The organism is Leucobacter sp. USHLN153, assembly GCF_037145615.1.
Classification (GTDB): domain Bacteria; phylum Actinomycetota; class Actinomycetes; order Actinomycetales; family Microbacteriaceae; genus Leucobacter.
Map to the genome: position 1 here is coordinate 287641 of NZ_JBBCXE010000002.1, position 20683 is coordinate 308323.

General features: G+C 65.9%; 15 protein-coding genes. 10 read left to right on the plus strand and 5 right to left on the minus strand.

Going from position 1 to position 20683, the window contains the following annotated elements:
- Positions 1-196: 196 nt before the first annotated feature.
- Positions 197-1132, minus strand: a complete 936-nt coding sequence (locus WFH00_RS04520; RefSeq protein WP_336659436.1) for a proteasome assembly chaperone family protein — start codon at positions 1130-1132, stop codon at positions 197-199.
- Between the two features lie 164 nt (positions 1133-1296).
- On the opposite strand from WFH00_RS04520, the gene lpdA reads away from it, so the two are divergent.
- The 10 genes from lpdA to WFH00_RS04570 all read left to right on the plus strand — a co-directional run bounded on the left by lpdA (position 1297) and on the right by WFH00_RS04570 (position 14156).
- Positions 1297-2670, plus strand: a complete 1374-nt coding sequence (gene lpdA, locus WFH00_RS04525; RefSeq protein ID WP_336659438.1) for a dihydrolipoyl dehydrogenase — start codon at positions 1297-1299, stop codon at positions 2668-2670.
- Between the two features lie 40 nt (positions 2671-2710).
- Complete coding sequence (sucB, locus tag WFH00_RS04530; protein ID WP_336659440.1) at positions 2711-4513, plus strand: 2-oxoglutarate dehydrogenase, E2 component, dihydrolipoamide succinyltransferase; 1803 nt, start codon at positions 2711-2713, stop codon at positions 4511-4513.
- A 785-nt stretch (positions 4514-5298) separates the two neighbouring features.
- Positions 5299-5988, plus strand: coding sequence for a DUF4191 domain-containing protein (locus WFH00_RS04535; protein ID WP_336659441.1), 690 nt, complete (start codon positions 5299-5301; stop codon positions 5986-5988).
- 3 nt (positions 5989-5991) lie between these two features.
- On the plus strand, positions 5992-6420 hold the full coding sequence (locus tag WFH00_RS04540; protein WP_336659442.1) for an RDD family protein: 429 nt from the start codon (positions 5992-5994) through the stop codon (positions 6418-6420).
- A 156-nt stretch (positions 6421-6576) separates the two neighbouring features.
- Positions 6577-8001, plus strand: coding sequence for a type I glutamate--ammonia ligase (glnA, locus tag WFH00_RS04545; RefSeq protein ID WP_336659443.1), 1425 nt, complete (start codon positions 6577-6579; stop codon positions 7999-8001).
- A gap of 1123 nt (positions 8002-9124) precedes the next feature.
- Positions 9125-9412: a hypothetical protein gene (locus WFH00_RS04550; RefSeq protein ID WP_336659445.1), complete on the plus strand. Its 288-nt coding sequence runs from the start codon at positions 9125-9127 to the stop codon at positions 9410-9412.
- A 198-nt stretch (positions 9413-9610) separates the two neighbouring features.
- Complete coding sequence (locus WFH00_RS04555) at positions 9611-10033, plus strand: hypothetical protein (RefSeq protein WP_336659446.1); 423 nt, start codon at positions 9611-9613, stop codon at positions 10031-10033.
- Positions 10034-10661: 628 nt separating this feature from the next.
- Complete coding sequence (locus WFH00_RS04560) at positions 10662-11372, plus strand: hypothetical protein (protein WP_336659447.1); 711 nt, start codon at positions 10662-10664, stop codon at positions 11370-11372.
- Positions 11373-11719: 347 nt separating this feature from the next.
- Entirely contained in the window at positions 11720-12070 is a 351-nt protein-coding gene (locus tag WFH00_RS04565; RefSeq protein ID WP_336659448.1) for a hypothetical protein, read from the plus strand.
- Positions 12071-12377: 307 nt separating this feature from the next.
- On the plus strand, positions 12378-14156 hold the full coding sequence (locus tag WFH00_RS04570; RefSeq protein ID WP_336659449.1) for a DUF11 domain-containing protein: 1779 nt from the start codon (positions 12378-12380) through the stop codon (positions 14154-14156).
- Positions 14157-15136: 980 nt separating this feature from the next.
- On the opposite strand, the gene WFH00_RS04575 is transcribed toward WFH00_RS04570, so the two are convergent.
- The 4 genes from WFH00_RS04575 to glnA (WFH00_RS04590) all read right to left on the minus strand — a co-directional run bounded on the left by WFH00_RS04575 (position 15137) and on the right by glnA (WFH00_RS04590) (position 20668).
- A complete protein-coding gene (locus WFH00_RS04575) occupies positions 15137-15607 on the minus strand; it encodes a BLUF domain-containing protein (RefSeq protein WP_336659450.1) in 471 nt (156 codons plus the stop codon).
- A gap of 1 nt (position 15608) precedes the next feature.
- Complete coding sequence (locus tag WFH00_RS04580) at positions 15609-15845, minus strand: hypothetical protein (RefSeq protein WP_336659451.1); 237 nt, start codon at positions 15843-15845, stop codon at positions 15609-15611.
- A 427-nt stretch (positions 15846-16272) separates the two neighbouring features.
- A complete protein-coding gene (locus WFH00_RS04585; protein WP_336659452.1) occupies positions 16273-19311 on the minus strand; it encodes a bifunctional [glutamine synthetase] adenylyltransferase/[glutamine synthetase]-adenylyl-L-tyrosine phosphorylase in 3039 nt (1012 codons plus the stop codon).
- Between the two features lie 19 nt (positions 19312-19330).
- Positions 19331-20668, minus strand: a complete 1338-nt coding sequence (gene glnA / locus WFH00_RS04590) for a type I glutamate--ammonia ligase (RefSeq protein WP_336659453.1) — start codon at positions 20666-20668, stop codon at positions 19331-19333.
- Positions 20669-20683 lie beyond the last annotated feature (15 nt).

Genomic DNA, 20683 nt, shown 5'->3' on the forward strand with positions numbered 1-20683 from the left:
AAAACCCATGTCAAGCCCGGCGTATTCCCGCGGGCGAGAATACGAAGCCGGATTGAATGGGCTGCGAGTCAATTATTGCACGTCTCGGAACCCCTTCTTGCCGCGAGCGGGATCCAGTGCTATTTTCTACGACCGCTCGGTGCTGTTCTTTCTCGCGCCGCCTACGGCCGCTCGGTGCTGTTCGCTCTCGCGCCGCCTACGGCCGCTCGGTGCTGTCGTCGTCCGAGCCACGGCGCTGCTGCTCGGCAAGGTAACGCTCGAGCTCGCTCGCGAGCTGATCCGCCGTCGGAATCGTGCCGTCTTCGGCGACCAGTGGCGATCGCGGTTCTTGATCCTGCATGTACGCGTCGTAGCGCTGCTCGAGCGTCCGCACCATCTCGAGTGACTCGGCGTTCTCGGCGATCTGGCTGTCGACCTGCGCGTTGAACTGGCCGGCGAGCCGTCGCACCTCATCGGTGGGCAGGATCAGCCCGGTCGCTGCCATGATGCCGTCGAGGGCTGCATAAAGCGCGTCGGGGTATTCCGTGTTCGCGAGGTAGTGCGGAATGAGCAGCGCGAACCCGGCGACTTCCTCCCCCAGCGAGTGGAGTCGGTACTCGAGCACGTGCGAGGCGGATGCGGCCAGCTTGGTCGTCGGTTTCCAGGCGGAACGGGCCTCGATGAGATCGTCGCGCGATCCGCTCACCGTCATGGAGATCGGGCGCGTGTGCGGCACCGGCATCGGAATGGCGTGCGACCACACGGTGATCGAGACCTCGAACTCGTGCACGAGCAGCAGCACCGTGTCGATGAACTGCTCCCAGCGGAAGTCGGGCTCGTAGCCGCTCAGCAGCAGGAACGGCGCGCCGAGCTCATCGTGCATCAGCGTGAGCGTCAGCTCTTCCGGCGCGTAGTCGACGAAGTGGTCCTCGTTGAACGTGATGACCGGGCGCCGCGCGCGGTAGTCGAGCAGCATGTCGGCGTTGAAGCGCACGAGCTCCTCGGGTGAACCGTGCTTCCAGAGGTACTCCTCGAGCTGCGCGATCGCTCCGCCCGCGTCCGTCAGCCCCTGCATCGCAACGATCAGCGGCAGCCCGCGCGGAACGCGCGCGCGCCGCTCGGCATAGTCGGCGGAGAAGATGGAATCGGTCACACCTCAATCCTACGAATGACGGGAAGCAACGACGGCGATTTCGTCACGCCCACAGCGAAACGGAGCCGAATCGGAGCGTGTAGAGCCGGTGTAGGCTGAGATAGGTGCGCCCGGCACGATTCAGGACGCCTTTCACATTGCGAGTATTCCGAGGGAGACCCCACTTGGCCGATCAGCAGTTTGACATTGTAGTTCTGGGCGGCGGCAGCGCCGGTTACGCGGCGGCGATCCGCGCGACGCAGCTCGGCTACAGCGCCGCAGTCATCGAGAAAGACAAGCTGGGTGGTACCTGTCTCCACCGCGGGTGCGTGCCCACGAAGGCGCTCCTCCACTCGGCGGAGATCGCCGACGTCGCGCGCGATGGCGAGGCGTACGGCGTGAAGTCCAGCGTCGCGGGCATTGATATCGCGGCCGTGACGAAGTTCCGCGAGACGCTCGTCGCCGGTAAGTACAAGGGGCTGCAGGGGCTGCTGAAGGCCAACAAGATCACCGTCATCGAAGGCGAGGGCAAGCTCGTCGACGCCAACACTGTGCAGGTGGGCTCCGACCGCATCGTCGGCAAGAACGTCGTGCTCGCGACCGGCTCCTTCTCGCGGTCGCTCCCGGGCCTCACGATCGAGGGCCGCGTGATCACGAGCGAGCAGGCGCTCGAGCTCAACGAGATCCCGAAGCGCGTCGCCATTCTCGGCGGTGGCGTCATCGGCGTCGAGTTCGCGAGCGTGTGGAAGTCCTTCGGCTCCGAGGTCACCATCATCGAAGGCCTCCCCCACCTCGTTCCCAACGAGGAGGAGTCGATCTCGAAGCAGCTCGAGCGCGCGTTCCGCAAGCGCGGCATCGACTTCAAGCTCGGCGTGCGCTTCCAGTCGGTGAGCCAGAACGCCGACGGCGTGTCGATCTCGCTCGAGGACGGCACCCAGATCGACGCCGATTACCTGCTCGTGGCTGTCGGTCGTGGCCCGGTCACTCAGGGCCTCGGTTACGAAGAGGTCGGCGTCGAGATGGACCGCGGCTTCGTGCTCACCAACGAGCGCCTGGCGACGAACGTGCCGGGCGTCTACGCGATCGGCGACATCGTCCCCGGTCTGCAGCTCGCGCACCGCGGCTACCAGCAGGGCATCTTCGTCGCAGAAGAGATCGCGGGCTTGAACCCGGTCGTCGTGCAAGACGTGAACATTCCGAAGGTGACGTACTGCGACCCCGAGATCGCATCGGTCGGTCTCACGGAGGCGAAGGCCAAGGAGCGCTACGGCGACGACCAGGTGACGAGCTACGAGTACAACCTCGCGGGCAACGCGAAGAGCTCGATCCTCGGCACTGCGGGCAGCGTGAAGGCCGTACGGGTCAACGATGGCCCCGTGGTCGGCGTGCACATGATCGGCGCTCGCGTCGGCGAGCTCGTGGGAGAAGCGCAGCTCATCGTGAATTGGGAAGCCTACCCGGAGGACGTCGCTCCGTTGGTGCACGGCCACCCCACCCAGAACGAGACCATCGGTGAGACCATGCTGAAGCTCGCCGGCAAGCCGCTGCACGCCATCTAAGCGCTGCACACAGTCAGAATTACGAACGGAGAAATGCACGATGAGTGAATCGGTGGTACTCCCCGCACTGGGCGAGAGCGTGACCGAGGGCACGGTGACCCGCTGGCTGAAGAACGTCGGCGACACCGTCGAGGTGGACGAGCCGTTGCTCGAGGTATCGACCGACAAGGTGGACACCGAGATCCCGTCGCCCGTCTCGGGCGTGCTCGAGGAGATCCTGGTCCAGGAGGACGAGACGGCCGAGGTCGGCGCGGTGCTGGCGAAGGTCGGCGATGGCAGCGGATCAAGCGCTGCATCGGAGGCTCCGAGTGAGGCGCCTGCTGAGTCGTCTGCGGCTCCCGCCGTTGAGGAGCAGGCACCCGCGGCTGAGGCTTCCGCACCCGCTCAGCCTGCCGCGCCGGCGCAGAATGAGGCTCCGGCAGCGCCCGCGCAGGGCGCCTCGGGTGGCTCCGGCGACTCGCAGAGCGTGAAGCTTCCGTCGCTCGGCGAGAGCATCACTGAGGGCACCGTGACGCGCTGGCTCAAGAACGTCGGCGACACCGTCGAGGTGGACGAGCCCCTGCTCGAGGTCTCGACCGACAAGGTCGACACCGAGGTGCCGTCGCCGATCGCCGGCATCGTGCAGGAGATCCTCGTGCAGGAGGACGAGACCGTCGAGGTGGGCGCAGATCTCGCCCGCATAGGCAGCGGCGCGGCCCCGGCTGCCGCCCCTGCAGAGGCACCCGCCGCGGCCGCCGCTCAGGAGGCGCCGCAGCAGGAAGCACCGAAGCAGGAAGCACCGAAGCAGGATCTGCCGTCCGGGTACGAGGCTCCAGCACCCGCCGCAGAGCAGGCCCCGGCCGCGCGCGAAGCAGCTGCTCCTGCGGCTCCCGCTGCTCCCGAGCAGAAGGCTCCGGCCGCTTCTGCTGCGGATTCGTCCGCAAGCTCCTCGGAGAGCAACGCCGGCTACGTCACGCCGATCGTCCGCAAGCTCGCGCACGAGAAGGGCGTCGACCTTTCCACGATCACCGGCACGGGAGTCGGTGGACGCATCCGGAAGGATGACGTGCTCGAGGCTGCCAAGCGCACCGCACAGCCGGCCGCTGACTCGGCTGCGCCCGCGGCCGCCCCCAAGGTCGAGATCTCGGAGCTGCGCGGTACGACCCAGAAGATGACCCGCCTGCGCAAGGTGATCTCCGAGCGTGCAGTCGCCTCGTTGCAGTCGACGGCTCAGCTGACGACCGTTGTCGAGGTCGACGTGACCCGCATCGCGATGCTTCGTCAGCAGAAGAAGGACGAGTTCCTGTCGAAGACGGGCTCGAAGCTCTCCTTCCTGCCGTTCTTCGCTCTGGCCGCGGCCGAGGCGCTGCGCACGTACCCGATCATCAACGCCACGGTTGATGGCGACTCGATCGTGTACCCGGACACCGAGAACATCAGCATCGCCGTCGACACGGAGCGCGGCCTCCTCACGCCCGTGCTGCGTGACGCAGGCGAGAAAAACCTCGCTCAGATCTCCGGCGAGATTGCGGATCTCGCGGCGCGCACCCGTGACAACAAGCTGACTCCCGATGAGCTCAGCGGTGGCACCTTCACGCTGACGAACACCGGCTCGCGCGGAGCGCTTTTCGACACCCCGCTCGTATTCCTCCCGCAGGTCGCGATCCTGGGCACCGGTGCAGTCGTGAAGAAACCCGTCGTTATCTCGGGGCCCGAGGGCGACTCGATCTCCGTGCGCTCGACGGCCTACCTGGCCCTCTCCTACGATCACCGAATCGTCGACGGTGCCGACGCCGCTCGCTTCCTGTCGCTCGTGCGCGAGCGTCTCGAGGCCGGGCAGTTCGAGGGCAACCTCGGCTTCTAAGCAGCGTGCCGAGCTGGCGCCGCGGTTGCTCTTCGGAGCGACCGCGGCGCTTCGCTGTGTGTCGGGGGCGTTGCTGAGCCTGCTGGGGTCGCGAACGGCAGCGGCGCAGCGGTCGCCGTGACGAACCCGGGCGACGCCCGCGAGCTGGGCAGGGGCGTGATCCGCCGCTCGACGAACTCAGCGAGCGTCTGCCGTGCGTCCTCTGCACTCCAACGCTCACCTCGCAGGGCGAGCTCGCGCGCCGCATCGGTGATCGCTTCCGCGACGAACTCGGCGGCTTCGGGCGGTCCGACACCACGGAGCTCCCGGCGCAGCTCGTGAAGCGGCGCGCCGATCCCCGCACATCCCTCGTCGTGTCCGTGTCGGCGGTGGCGCCTGGCCGCTCGTGCGCGCGAGCGTGCATCCGGTGCCTCCTCGCCTCTCGTGGCATTCACCCCGCAGCGGCCGGCCTCCCGCGCGGGCATCGCGCGCTCACACCACTCCAAAGCGTGGCGGGCGAGCCGGGCACCGGTGCCCGCTGGGCGCTGTGCTGACATCTGACGGCCTCCATCCCGGTTTTCTCCACTCTGGAACCTCGGCCGCACCTTTGGAGCCCGTAAACGAGCTGCAGTGAATAACTTCCCGCAATCTCACTGGGCCCGCCGCTGTGCACGCATCAATCCGCGCGAGAGCGTACGCCGCCGGAATCATGCGGTAGCGGCCCCGCTTGAGTGGCGCTTTCCCGCTCCCATAAAGCGTGCGAGCCGCGGCGCGGCGCGCGCCCAGAAGACGGTATCCTGGAAGGTATGGCAGCAGAGCAGGCGAAGCGTACCGGGCGCATCCGGCAGATGATCGAGGTCTATCGCACGACGAAGACCCACGATACGAAACTGCCGTGGATCCTGCTGCTGTGCTTCGTCGCCCCGATCATCGTTGCGGTACTGCTCGCATGGCTCCTCCCCGGCAGCTGGTTCGCGTGGATTCTGTGGCCCGTCACCGGCATCCTCGTCGGCATTCTGCTCGTCATGATCGTGCTCGGTCGTCGCGCCGAACGCACGGCGTACCAGCAGATCGAGGGGCGCCCGGGCGCCGTCGGCGCGGTCGTGCAGAGCGCCCTGCGCCGATCGTGGCGTGGTTCCGAGGTCCCGGTCGCGATCAACCGCAACCAGGACGCGGTCTACCGCGTTGTGGGTCGCGGCGGTGTCGTCCTGATTTCTGAGGGTTCGCGGCAGCGCACGCAGCGCATGGCATCGGACGAGGAGCGCAAGGTCAAGCGCGCCCTCCGCAACGTCGCCGTCGTGCACCTCTACGTCGGCCCGGACGGCGACGGTGTTCCGCTCCCCAAGCTGTCACGCGCACTCGTCAAGCTGAAGCCCGTGCTCAGCCGCGCGGAGGTTGACGCTGTTTACAGTCGCCTCTCGGCGCTGCAGGGCGCGCCCGTCGGCATCCCGAAGGGCATGGACCCGAACCGCATGCGCTCGCAGCGCCCCCGTTGATCGATGTCGGCACCCGCACCTCAGCGGTTCGGTGACCTCGAACCGAGTCAGTGGCCTGGTGAGCGCCTCGGTCTCCCCGACGAGGGGCCGCGCTCGGTGGCGCGGTTCGGCAGGCGCGTCGTGGCGATCCTCATCGATTGGGCCCTCGCCGCCCTTCCGGCCTATCTCCTTATCGGCGGGCGTCACCCCGAGCTGTGGAACGTGCTCATCTTCGCGGTGCTGCAGATCGTCTTCATCCCGACGATCGGCGGTTCTATCGGGCACCGTCTGCTCGGCATGCGCGTCGTTCCGATTTCAGGCGGGTGGATCGGGCCGTGGCGTCCGGTGCTGCGCACCCTGCTCCTCTGTCTCGTCATTCCGGTGCTCGTCTGGGACTCGGATCAACGGGCCTTCCACGACAAGATCGCCGGCACCGTGCTGATCCGCAGCTGAAGACCGTGTCGAAGCCGTTCTTCAATCGCAAGCGCACTGCCGTAACACGCAGGAAACATCGAACTCACGGTTCCGAAACGGTGCTCGCGTAGGCTAGAGACGCACGATCGGCGGATCACGATCCGATTGCCGGCCGAAATGAACCTCAGGAGCAGCATGTTCACCACCCCGCAGGAAGTCATCGACTTCATCAAGGAAACCGACGTTAAGTTCGTCGATATTCGCTTCACGGACCTGCCGGGGGTGCAGCAGCACTTCAACATTCCGGCGGCGACCGTTGACGAGGATTTCTTCGAGGTCGGCCAGATGTTCGATGGTTCCTCCATCCGCGGCTTTGCGGGCATCGCGGAATCGGACATGCAGCTGATCCCCGACGTGACGACGGCGTACATCGATCAGTTCCGCGCCGAGCGCACCCTCATCGTGATCTGCGATATCTTCAACCCGCGCACCGGCGAGATCTACTCCAAGGATCCGCGCCAGGTCGCGAAGAAGGCCGAGCAGTACCTGATCTCGACGGGCATCGCCGACACCGCGTTCTTCGCCCCGGAGGCGGAGTTCTACATCCTCGATTCCGTGCGTTACGAGACGACGCCGCGCCGCACGATGTTCGAGATCGACTCGGAGGAGGCGAGCTGGAACTCGGCTCGCGAGATCGAGGGCGGCAACCTCGGTAACGTCACCCCCGAAAAGGGCGGGTACTTCCCGGTCTCCCCCGTCGATAAGCAGGCGGATCTGCGCGACGACATCTCGCTGCGACTCATCGAGGCGGGCCTCGAGCTCGAGCGCTCGCACCACGAGGTGGGCGCGCCTGGGCAGGCCGAGATCAACTACCGCTTCGACACGCTCGTGAAGGCCGCGGACGACGTGCTCAAGTTCAAGTACATCGTGAAGAACACGGCCGAGCTGTGGGGCAAGACCGCGACGTTCATGCCGAAGCCGGTATTCGGCGACAACGGCTCAGGCATGCACACCCACATGTCGCTCTGGAAGGGTGGCGATCCGCTCTTCTACGACGAGAACGGGTACGCGCAGCTCTCGGACATCGCTCGCTGGTACATCGGCGGGATCCTGCACCACGCCCCCGCGCTGCTCGCGTTCACGAACCCGACGATCAACAGCTACCGCCGCCTCGTCAAGGGGTACGAAGCACCGGTGAACCTCGCGTACTCGGCGGGCAACCGCTCCGCGGCGGTGCGGATCCCCCTCACCGGATCGAACCCGAAGGCGAAGCGCATCGAGTTCCGCGCTCCCGACGCCTCGGGCAACCCGTACCTCGCGTTCGCCGCGCAGATGATGGCGGGCCTCGACGGCATCCGCAATCGCATCGAGCCGATGGAGCCGATCGACAAGGACCTCTACGAGCTGCCCCCGGAGGAGGCGAAGAACATTCCTCAGGTGCCGGGATCGCTCGAGGAGGCGCTTGCGGCGCTCGAGGCGGATCACCAGTTCCTTCTCGAGGGCGGAGTCTTCACGGAGGAGCTCGTGGAGACCTGGATCGCATTCAAGCGCGAGTGCGAGATCGCGCCGATGGCGCTGCGCCCGCACCCGTTCGAGTTCGAGCTCTACTACGGCGTGTAAGAGCGGGCAAAATCGGGTATGGCCTCTGACCTGGAATTTCTGCCCCGATACCAGTCGTAGAGTCAAACTTCGAAGAAATCTGACCTACATCTAAGTACATCAAAATCCATCAAAATCGGTTGTGATACGTCCAGCTTACGTCCGGATCGCATCCGCAACGGGTCGTGAAAAGCGCCTCATCTGCTCGCATCGGGTGAGGCGCTTTTTCGTGCTCCAGGGAGCATCTCGAAGCTGCTGAGCCGGGCCGCGATGCCGGCCGATGTCGCGCGGTAGATTTCGTCTGATGCCGCCTCCGCGTGGCAGTGCGCGACTCTATCCACTCGTGATTTTCTCTGGCGCCGGAGCGGCGGTCAGCGCGGCGTGAACGACCACGGATCGCGCTCGTCGCTGATCAGTCCTTCGAGTAATTGACGCGCTTCTTGCTCGCTCGTCTGCACGCCCCTCGGCAGGATTCGGTCTGGGGGCGCACCGAGTCCGTGCTTAATTTGCCAAGCCGGATACTGAGTCGCATCGTTTCTAGGTGAGGCGACCGAGCCGCAGTCGGTCTCGGGAATCCGTCGTCCTACGATCTCCATGCCATGAGAATTGCACTTATCAGAGACCCGTCTCTCGAGCAGTTGCGATGGGTGCTGCCCGCTCCGCTGAGAGGCGCGCAGTAAGGGGGTCGACGCAGACTCCAGTTAGGTGCTCGCCGCAATACATGGCTCGGCGCTGCATAGTCGTTTTCCCGATCACTTAACGCAGTCGTCTTCGATACCGACAAGCCTCACTCCCGAGAGGGCTGTTGGTGCCAGTGCGCCAAGTTTCATCCATGAGACAAACTGTCGGTACGTCCTTGTCAGCGCGAGTAAGCAAAAGCACCCTTGCAGTCGGAATCGTTGGGGCGATGCTCTTCAGCGGAACGGCCGCGCACGCGGCTCCCGGATCAGCGTCACGCGGGCCGACTACCGCCCCACAGAGCTCAGCATTTGCGCACGCTTCACCCGAGACTTTCGAACCTGGCACTCTTAAAGCGGTCTCTGCTTCGGGAGCGGTGCTCGGCTGTAAGAGCGCGTATGACAACCCGCACCCCAGTAAGTCATCGGGCTACAAAAAGATCAATGCTCACCTCAAAGTAACGTGTGTGGGCACTGACGCCTCCAAGGTGAAGATCGTTGCGAAATCGAAGATGACTACGACCAACGGTCGAGTAGGTGCGTTGAGCATGAAGTCGGCGAAGAAGACAGCCAGCACTGGCGGCGACTTGAGCTGCGTGAAGAAGGCTCAGACGTTCCAGGCGAAGGGATCTTACAAGGTAACGTGGCCAGCAGGATACAAACCCACGACTGGTTCGTACAGCAAGTTCAGCAAGAAGCTCAAGTTCAAGCTGGCGGCGTCTGGCTCTAAGAAAGGGAAGTGTGTTGCCGGATAGTGAGCGACAGAGGCAAGGTGCAGATTGGTGAGGTCGGCTGCACGCCCGCAGGTCATGTGGTTTTCTGGCTGGGCAAAGGCGGATGACGGATTTCTGCCGGCGGCGTACCCTCGCTGCATAGCAATTTTGCATCCGGGGACGACCGAGACGGGCGACACCGCGATGCCGTTCACGGGGCCGGACGCAGCCGATGAGGACATGAGTGAAGACCAGGCGCGTACTCTCGATCGCGCGCTCATCGAGTCCTATGGGGCCGATGTGGCATGCTCGTTCGCGAGATATGGCGGTTTCCTGGGCGCTGCCGCGGGAGAAAAGTTGGTCGAGAAGGGATACCTGTCTACTGAAGCTAGGCTCCCGTACTTCATCGGCTCAGGCCAGCTATCGGAATGCTCTTTCGTTGATGCCTCGAATGATGAAGGAGGATTCCTCCCGCAGTCGTTTCTTTGGGCAGACGACCATAGATTTGTCGTGTGTTCAGAGCCCGATCTCGCTTTCACCCTTGTCGGCTGCGGCGGCGAGCTTGCAGACAATCTGCTCTCCCAGCCGGTGCTCAACGCCAGGGAGTGTTTTGGCCTCCCGGTCGCGGGCGCTGTGAGTCCTGATCATGTGCTTCCAGAGTAGGCAGTAGGTCAACATCACCGTCGTATCTTGACGCGTAACAGCGTGGCAGCCGGGTGGGTGTGATCCATAAGGCCGACCGCGCCCGCCCGATTGTCGCGCCCGTCGACAGCCGTAGGCCGGGCCTCTACGCGAGATCAGTCTCACCAGGAGGTAGTTACGAACCAACAACCTGGCCATACTGGGGGTCCAACATCTGTCGCGCGGGCCTCTGCGCCCGTCACGCTCGTCGATGGCACCGGGCAGCTCCACGAGCTGGAACTCCTCAGCCGCGAGATCGAGTCCCACGCGCACGCTCCGGCGACGCGGCGCGCGCACGAGCAGGGGTGGCGCGCGTTCACCGCGTTCTGCGCCGAGCACGGACTGCAGCCTCTCCCCGCGCTCCCGGAGACTGTCCGCTGGTTCTGCGCCTCGATGGTCTCCGGCAGCAGCCGCGAGCCGTACTCAATGTCCACGATCAGGCAGCGGCTCGCAGCGATCGCAGAGCGGCACCTTCGTGAAGGTCACCTCGACCCCGGCAGGCACCGCGGGGTCGAGGACCTGCTGCGCGGCCACCAGAAGAAGTCGCCGCAGCGCCCGGCGCGGCGCGCGCCGGGCGCTGCTCGACGACGTGCGCCGGGTGATCCGTGCGATGGATCACCGCTCCTTCCCTGCCGGCATCAGCTCCGGGCGCGACACTCTCGCGATATGGCTAGGGTTCGCCGGCGCGCTCCGCCGCGGCGAGGTCGCGGCGCTCAGGCTCGACAGCCTCGAGCTGCAGCGCCAGGACGGCGTTCATGTCCACGTCGGCAAGTCGAAGACCGACCAGGAGAACGTGCTGCCCGATGTCGTCGTGCTCCCCTACAGTGAGCGGCCGAGCACCTGCGCGCCGTGCGCCGTCCACCGGTGGGTCGCGCTCCTCCGAGCCGAGCGCGCGGGAAACGCCGCCTGGGTCACCGACGTTGCGCGGCTCCTCCGCGAGGTGCAGTGGAACGGCCACGTCTGCGGGAAGCCCGGCAGCAAGCGGGCGCCGCTCGCGAAGCCCGAGGACTTCCGCTCGAGCGCGCCGCTCCTCCGCGCGGTGTACCGCAACCGGCACAGCGCCAGGATCCACGACCGGGGTGTCTCCGGCGACGCCCTCCACGCGATGCTGCTCGTCCGGCTCGAAGGCGTGGGCATTGGAGCGGACGGGTACGGCTTCCACTCGCTGCGCGCCGGGCACGTCACGCAGGCGCGGCGGAACGGTAAACCGACTGAGGAGATCATGCGCGCGGGGCGGTGGCGGCGTGCTGAAACGGTGAACGTCTACGACCGCGAGCACAACCCCGCAGCACGCAACAGCGTCATGCGGCTCGGGCCGTGAGCGATGCAGTGTTCAGTGGCCGTGGCTTTGCTACATGCAGAGGTGCTGTTGACCAGGTTGTCCAGAGAGGGTAACGATCTGACCCTTCAGATCTGATGCAGTGTGGCGCCGCATAATGTCGAGCCCCGCCGTCTGCGTTCCGGATGAGGTTGAGCCTTGCATGCGGGGTGCGATGATCGGGCGAGGTGAAGCTCATGGGGACAAGAGCGGTACTTGGAGCGCTAACCGTCGGCAGTCTTCTCGCAGGGATAGCCCTGCTGTCCGCCGCACCACCTGCCCAGGCAGCCCCGCCGCCCGTCGCATGCTCCAATGAAGTGCTGCTGACGCATGCGGAGGGAGTGTGGTCTGTGGATCTCGCCACTGGGGAAAGCGAGCTCGTGGGCAATCTCCCGACCGAAGTGAACGGCGCTGGGTTCAATGTGCTGGACGGCAATTTCTACGTCTGGGACGGTGGATCGGGCGGGATCGGCCGGTTCGGTGCCGGACTCGAGTATGAGCCGCTCGGGCTCCCCGAGGGCATGGCCATCGGCAACTGGAACATGGGCGATGTGGACCCTGAAGGCTTCATGTGGCTCATGCAGAGCGGGACGCGAATGTGGGTGCAGATCGATGTGAGGCCCGGATCCAGTACCTTCGGTGAGGTAGTAGCGTCCGGTGACGACGTCAGTTATGGGGGTATTGGGCAGTCGGCCGACTGAGCGTACGTTCCGGGGCAGGGTCGCTACCTGTATGGCATCAGCCAGCTCCGCACAGACCGCGGCCAGTCAGTGCTCGAGCGCTTCGATATGGAAACCGGGACGACTGAGCAGGTTGCGGTGCTCGGTTTTGTCGGGACTTCCGGCAGGGACACGTTCGGCGCAATGTACGCAGACGCGGACGGTTATCTGTACGCGTCGGATAATCTCAGCGGACTGATCATTCGTATCGTCGTCAATGCGGGAACGTTCGTGGAGTTCGCTGACGGTCCCCCCGTCCGTCATCAACGACGGAGCTCGATGCATTGGCATGGCGGTCCCCCTCGATTTCGGAGACGCTCCCGAATCGTATGGGACGTTGCTCGCCGACGACGGCGCGCGCCACGGGCTCGAGGGCTTCGACGAGCAAACGCTCGCGGCTCCGCTCATGCTGGGTGCGGACGTGACTCGGGAGACGGACGGGCTGCCCGTCGACGGGGACGTTGATGATGCGCTGAGCGCCGCACCGAAGTTGGTGCAGTCCTTCACCTCAAGCGTCGAGGTCACAGTCACCAACGCGGCCGATGAGGATGCAGCGCTCGTCGGCTGGATCGACTCCGATTTCGACGGGGTATTCGACGAAGCAGAGTCACTCACCCAGGTGCCGGTCGCGGCTGGCTCAGGAACGAGCACTGTGCAACTCGAACTGCCAGCGATCAGCACGCTCGGGCAAACATGGCTCCGGCTACGGCTGTCCCATCCCGGCGGTGAGCCACCGCTTCCGACAGCAGCTATTGACTCAGGTGAGGTTAAAGATTGGGCGGTTACGGTCGTCGAGCCGGCGCCCGCGATCGCGCTGACAAAAGCCGTGTCCTCCAGCACATACTCAGAGGCCGGTGAAGTGCTCACATACACAGTGATCGTGAGCAACACTGGAAACGTCCCGGTGACCGAGCTCACGGTCAACGACCCGCTCTGCACCCTCGAGGGCAGCGCGACGGAGATCCCGGTCGCTGCATCAGAATCATTCACCTGCGACTACGAGGTCACGGAAACGGATTTCAGCGCGGGCGAGATCGTGAACACCGCGGCAGCAGGCGCGATCGGTGCCGGAACTGCGGTGAGCGCGGAAGGTTCTGCGACAACCGCATTCGTCGCGCCGGAGCCCCCGGAACCGCCCCAGCCGCCGACGCTCGAGCCTCCCCCGACTCCGACGCCTCCCTCGGCGCCCGACCTGCCCACTGCTATCTCCTCCGGTAACCTGGCCGCGACTGGGGCCGACGAATCCGCCAATGGCGCAATATCGGCTACAGCGATTGTCGGCATCGCGATTGGTCTCGGGATCCTATTGTTCAGGCCGCGCAGACGACGATCGGCGCGCAATCCCTGGACGCGTGATCGTCGCGGACAGCGGCATGTGGCCGCAGTCGATCGCAACCATGCAGCGCGAATCCACCGCGGCAACCGGCAGCTACTTCGACTGGCAGTTCGGGAAGGTCGGCTACGAAGACACCGGCAAGGACGAGCACGACCCGAACCGTGCGAACCGCGCAGACTTCGGCCTCGCACGACAGGCCAGCGAAAAAAGCTGAGCCACGACTACGTCACTCCCCTGAACCCGCGCGGCACCAGCGCCTCCATCGTGGGCATCGGAACGATCACCGGATCCACGATGGAAGCCGGTGAGCTCAACAACTACACGGTCTACCGCTACCCGAAGGGCGAGACCCGCCAGGCGAACTCAGCCGTCGCCGACACCATCACCGGATCCGTGCTCGACGGGTACAAGGCCTCCGGGCTCACCGTATTCGAGGTCGTACCCGCCGCGGACGGCAACTGGGTCGCGTCCATCGGCAAGGCCCAGTCGATCCTCTACCGCGCATCCATCGCTCCCGACGGCACCATCGTGCTACTCGAAGGCGACGAGCCCGCGACCGCGGAGAACGCGAAGCAGAGCGGCAAGCCGTACGCAAAGGTGACTCTCGCCAAGCCCCTCGCCCAGATGGCGGCCGACGAGTTGCACGACCTCGGCGACCAGGTGTTCGCGGAACTCGCGCAGCGCGCTCTGGGCGCCCGCACGACCGTACCCACCGACAAGGAGGACCGATGAAGAAGAATACCCTCTGGACCCGATTCCGTCGCCTGTTCACGGCCAAGGCAAACGCGGCGCTCGACCGCGCCGAGGATCCCGCGGAGACAGCCGACCAGTTCATCCGCGAGTACAGCGAGGTAAACGTCGTTCTCTCAGCCCAGGAGCCGGGACGGACAGTCAGAGTCTTCCCGACGACGAGGGTCCCGGTGACCGTCGGCTCAGCGGCTGCTACATCCCCGGGCACCAGCACGGGACGAGACTCGACCGTCACGGGCGCAGCGCCGTCCGCCACGGCAGTCACGCGCATGGCGAGCTCGGTGCCGGCGTCCTCCGCCGAGATCGTCAGCTCATCGCTCACCGCCCCGGGCAACGGCACGCCATCGCGGAGCCAGGTGAACGCCAGGGTGACATCGGGATCCCACCCTTCAAGGTCTGCGCGAAGCACCGATCCCACCGAGGGCGCGCCAAGGACCAGGACCTCTCCCGCGGCAATCTCGTCTCGGCCGGCGGGCGCAGCAGGCTCCGTCGGCGCAGGAATTGGGTCTTCGTCGCCCCGAAGGCGCACCTCGATTTCGGTCCGAAGCGCACTCGATGGTTGGACAGGAACCGCTTCTTGGGGCGCGGTCGAGTCGTCGCCCGTGGCGGGATCCGCTCGATCCATTGTGGGGGCAGAAACAGCCTCGAACGCGGGCTTCGTCTAATGTGCGTCGTCCGCGCTCTCCGCAGAGGCGGGTGGCGCCGATGTGAGCACGAGCGCGATAGCGGTCGCAACGGTAGCGAACTTCAGGGCGTTGGCGCGAGAATGAAATTGCACAGGGTCTCCAGAGCAAAGCAAATCCCCCGCATGAGAGCTTATCTGCTCTCGAGACATTTGCTTCTTTCGCAACGGTCCTGAGCCTCAGCCACACCTCGATCGTCCGCGGTGCCGGTCGATCGAGGGTATCGGCGGGGCGGCGTCGGGGCCGGTGCAGGCCCTCGGCGCTCTCCTCGGCGTATTCCTACGCGGCCAGATGCGACGCTCGAGCGGCGCGCACGCGGAACCAGAGCGCCAGTTCCTTCGCGGCGCGTCCGGTCGTGAAGGCGTCCGGCGCCTCCTCGATGTCCGCGAATGAGTCGCGGAAACCCTCCGGGAGCGGAGCCGTGTCGCCCTTCGAGACCTGGTAGCCCATGCTCCAATCGGTGAATTGGCGTGAGAGCGCGAGCTCCTCGACGACAACGCGCACGTTCGTGTGTCGCGGATCCTGCCGGATGCGCGACATCAGCGCGTCGATCGCGGCGGGTGGGCCCTCCAAAAATTGGATGAAGCGATTGCTCTTGTAGAGCAGGATGCCGGTGATGTCGGCCGCTTGGTTCTCCGCGCGTGCAAAGCGAAGAAGCTCCTCGAGGTCGTCCTCGTAGAACTTGGTGATCGCAGCGCTCGTGTACACCAGGAATTTCAGCGCGCCGGGGTGGCGGGTTTCTAGGTCCATCTCAGTTCACCTCTCCGTGCACGCCGCTCTGCTCATGAGCCGTGTCGACCGCGCGCATCGCATCGCTCAGCGCCGCGAATTCCCCGATAACGCGCGAGAACATATTGCTCGCGACGAAGAGACCGCTGGGATCCTCGTCAATGTAACCGCGGAACTCACCGCCGCTGCTGCCCACATAGAATCCGTCTTCAACTTTCGCCCACGTCACTTCAGTCCGGGGCGGAAGGACAATGCTCATACCTGAGCCTTCCCGTGGCGCGTGCATGGCACCGAGCTGGTGCCGAAAAACCCGGTCGGGTTGTAGCCACCCAAAAAGCGTATCGGCGCGATGGCACCTATGCGACTGTCAACGCCTTGTCACAGTTGTCGACCTACTTCTCGAACGCACCGCCGCAGAACGCAGCGTGCAGAGCTCCGCGACCGCCGGTCACGGAGCGTCGAGACGCCTAGGATTCCAGTTCGTCGTCGAACTCGGCGCCGTCTTCAGCGAGCAACGCCTCAAGGAAGATTCTCAAGTACTGCATAACGATAAAGTTACACTTCGGTAACGAAGTGCGCTAGACCTGAAAGTGAACTGTGTGCAAACAGCTCGCGGCGACGTGCAGCAACTCGCGGCGACGCACAGCGACCCGCAGCGAGAGATGAGTGCACGGAGCCCCGTGGGCTTAGTGCAGCGGGAACCGAGGCTCTTCCTCGTACCCGAAAAACTCCCGTTCGAACACCGCCCTCGCCCGCCGAGAGACCGCGAACCAGTGTTCTTCGAGATCCGACGTGTGTTCGCGCGATCGGCCCAGCACTCCCGCAATGCCCGCGAGATCGTTCCAGTCAGTCGGCAGCGAGTCGGATCCGCGACCGGTCCACAGCTTGAGTGCTGAGCGGACGCTGCTCGCGAAGGTCCAGGAGTCGAGCAGGTGCCCGCCGTCGTCTTCGCTCAATAGGCCCAAGTCGCGCGCGGCTCGCAGCGCCCCGAGCGTAGAGACGGTGCGCAGTTCGGCATGCCGTGCGCCCTGTCGAAGTTGCAGGAGCTGCACCAACCACTCGACATCGCTGATTCCGCCAGGACCGAGCTTGAGGTGCCGCTTCGGATCCGCGCCGCGGGGCAGTCGCTCGGCTTCGACGCGCGCCTTGATACGGCGCACCTCTCGGGTCGCGGCATCGCCGAAGCTCTGGGGATAGCGAATCTCGTCAGCGAGCGCGATGAAGTCGCGTCCGAGCCCCGCGTCGCCCGCGACCGGTCGGGCGCGCAGAAGCGCCTGCGCTTCCCAGGTCACCGACCAGCGCCCGTAGTACGCGCGATAGGACTCGAGGCTTCTCACGAGCGGCCCGTTCTTGCCCTCCGGCCGGAGATCGAAGTCGAGGTCGACCGGGAATCGCGGATCCGCAACCGCTCGACGGAGCTCGGACACGAGACGGGTCGCCTCCTTCGCGGCGACCTCCCGAGGCGACCCCTCCGGCGCGCGGTAGACGGCGACGACGTCGATGTCGGACGCGAAGCCGAGCTCGCTCCCCCCGTAGCGTCCCATCCCGATGAGCGCGAGCTCGAGCGGTGGTGCGGACGCTGCGCTACGATCTCGAGGCTCCGCGCGCACTGCGAGCAAGAGGGCATCGAGCAGTGCAGTATGCGCGGCGTCGAGTCCGGCCGCGACCTGCGCGTCATCGATCACCCCGACGAGGCGGCCCATCGCGAGCCTGAGGATCTCGCGCCGATGCACGATCCGGAGTGCGGATGCTGCGGAGTCGAGGCCTGCGCGTCGCGATGCGATCGCGCGCATCTCCTCGAAGAGCGTGGCCAGGGGCATCGGCTGCAGCCGATCGTCCCGTTCGAGCCAGGCGACGGCCTCCGGGATGGTTTCGAGCAACTCCGCGGCGTACCGGGAATTCGCGAGCACGCGGGTTAGGCGCTCGGCCGCTTCGGTGCCGTCGCGGAGCAACCGCAGGTACCAGGGCGACTCGCGGTTCGCCTCACTCACTCGACGGAAGGCGAGCAGACCGAAATCGGGGTCGGTGCCGTCTGCGAGCCAGCGGAGCAGCACCGGCATGAGGTTGCGCTGAATACGCGAGCGACGCGTGGTGCCTCGGGTGAGCGCAATCATGTGTCGCATAGCTCCGTCAGGATCGCGGAAGCCGATGCTCAGCAGACGTACGCGGGCCTCATCGCTGCCGAGCACCAGCTCCTCTTCCGGCAGCGCGGCGACGGCGCTGAGCAGCGGCGCGTAGAAGATCTTCAGGTGGAGCTCGCGCACCTCGAGCTTCGTGCGCTCCCACCGCTCGCGAAGTCCGTTCGCACTGGTCGCGAGTCCGGTGGCGCGGGCGAGTACGCGCAGGCCGTGCTCGTCGGTCGGCATGATGGCGGTGCGCCGCAGGGCGCGCAACTGCAGGCGATGCTCGAGCACGCGGAGGAAGCGGTAATCCTCTGCGAGCCGCTCACCGTCGCTGCGCGCAACGTAGCCGCCCGCGACGAGCGCACGGAGGGCGGGGAGCGTGCCGCGCACGTGCAAGCGCGTGTCGTATTGCCCGTGCACGAGCTGCAGCAGCTGGGCGCTGAACTCGATATCTCGCAGCCCGCCCGGCCCGAGCTTCAGCTGCACCTCGAGCTCATCATCCGAGATGTGCTCCGTGACGCGCTCACGCATGCGCTGCACCGAGCCGACGAAGTCCTCGCGCGACGCGGAGGCCCACACCGCATCGCGGGTCTGGGCCACGAACTCCCCGGCAATCGCGAGGTCGCCGGCGAGAGGTCGCGCCTTGAGCAGCGCCTGGAATTCCCACGCTTTCGCCCAGCGCTCGTAGTAGCTACGCATCGATCCGAGGGTCCGCACGAGTGCGCCGTGTCGGCCCTCGGGTCGGAGGTTCGCGTCGAGCTGCCAGAGCGGCGGCTCGACGGCCGGGTCGTGGATACCCCGCATGACCTCGCTCGCAAGACGCGTGCCGACGCGCACGAGTGCGTCGCCGTCGAGCACTTCGGCGTCCGCACTCTCGACGACGAAAATGACGTCGACGTCGGACACGACGTTGAGCTCTTCCGCGCCGCACTTGCCCATCGCCACGATGCCGAGTCGCACGGCGTCGAGCCGCTCGCGGCTGATCGGTGTGCCGGAGCTCCCCGCCGCGCATGAGGCGCGCGCCACGGCGAGCGACGCATCGATCGCGGCTGCCGCGAGGCCCGACAGTGACGAGGCCACCGACTCGAACACCTCCGCCGCTCGCCCCTCGCGCCCCGCGGTCAGGTCGTACAGCATGAGTTCGGCGAGTAGCTCGCGATAGCGTGCGCGGAGGGCGACCCATCCCGCCTCGGCGTGCAGGGTTTCGCCGGTGTGCGGATCCTGCACCGCCTCCTGCAGCTCATCGTGGGCGCGAGCCGCAGTGACGACCCCGCCTCCGGACCTCAGAATCTCGGGCAGGCGCTTCGGTCGGCGTACGAAGAAATCGCCGAGCGCCGGTGACGCGCCGAAGAGCACACACAGCAGTGCCAAGTCACCAGCCTCGACTGTCGCAAGTGCATCGCGGTGCTCATCGGCAAGCGAGCGCACGCGCTGCAGGGCGGCATCCGGATCGGCCGCGCCGGAGAACGCTTCGAGCAGTGCCGCCGGCGCCTGGCCGAGACGGTCGCTGAGCTCAGTCAGCGCATCGCGCGCTTCACCGAGATCTTGAAAGCCCGCTCGAGCCGCGGCCGAGAGCGTGATCGCTGACTGATCCCGTGCCATACGCCTGCCCTGCGCCCGCTCAGATCGTGTCGAGCATCGAGCTGAGCTCGTACGGCGTCACCTGGCTTCGGTACTCCGCGACCTCGCGGCGCTTGTCGCGGATGAAGTACGCGAAGACCTGCTCACCGAGTGTCTCGGCGACGAGTTCCGAGCGCTCCATGACCGCGAGCGCGTGGTCCAGGCTCGTCGGCAGCGGATCGAAGCCCATCGCGCGACGCTCCCCGTCACTGAGCGCCCACACGTTGTTCTCCGCCTCCGGCGGCAGCTCGTACTCTTCGCGAATGCCCTTGAGACCGGCGGCGAGCAGCATCGAGAATCCCAGGTACGGGTTCACCGCGCTGTCCATGCCGCGGTACTCGACGCGGGCCGCGTCGCCCTTGCCCGGCTTGTACATCGGTACGCGCACGAGCGCTGAGCGGTTGTTGTGCCCCCAGCTCACGAACGACGGCGCCTCATCGCCCCCCCACAGTCGCTTGTACGAGTTGATGTACTGGTTCGTCACCGCGGTGATTTCGGGCGCGTGGCGGAGCAACCCCGCGATGAAGCGGCGGCCGGTCTGCGAGATCTGATAGCGCGCGCCGGCGTCGTAGAACGCGTTCGAATCGCCCTCAAGGAGCGACAGGTGCGTGTGCATGCCCGAGCCCGGATGGCCCGCGAGCGGCTTCGGCATGAAGGTCGCGTGCACCCCCTGCGAGATCGCGACCTCCTTCACGACCGTGCGGAACGTCATGATGTTGTCGGCGGTAGTGAGCGCGTCCGCATAGCGCAGATCGATCTCGTTCTGGCCGGGGCCTGCCTCGTGGTGGCTGAACTCCACCGAGATCCCGAGCTCCTCGAGCATGTTGACGCTCTCGCGGCGGAAGTCGTGCGCCGTGCCGCCGGGAACGTTGTCGAAGTAGCCCGCTCGGTCGACCGGCACCGGCCCGCGCTCGTCGAACTCCTTGGACTTCAGCAGATAGAACTCGATCTCGGGGTGCGTGTAGAACGAGAACCCCTCCTCGGCAGCGAGGGCGAGCGTGCGCTTGAGCACGTTCCGCGGGTCTGCGACGGCCGGCTCGCCGTTCGGCGTGCGGATATCGCAGAACATGCGCGCGGTCGGGGCGGTCTGGCTCCGCCACGGCAGGAGCTGAAACGTCGAGGGATCCGGCACCGCGAGCAGATCGGACTCGTACGCCCGCGTCAGCCCCTCAATCGCAGACCCGTCGAAGCCGATGCCCTCGCTGAACGCGCTCTCCACCTCCGCGGGCGCGAGCGCCACGGACTTCAACGTGCCTGACACATCGCTGAACCAGAGCCGCACGAAGCGCACTCCGCGCTCCTCAATCGTTCGCAGAACAAAATCGCGCTGCTTGCTCACGCTACCTCCGCTCGT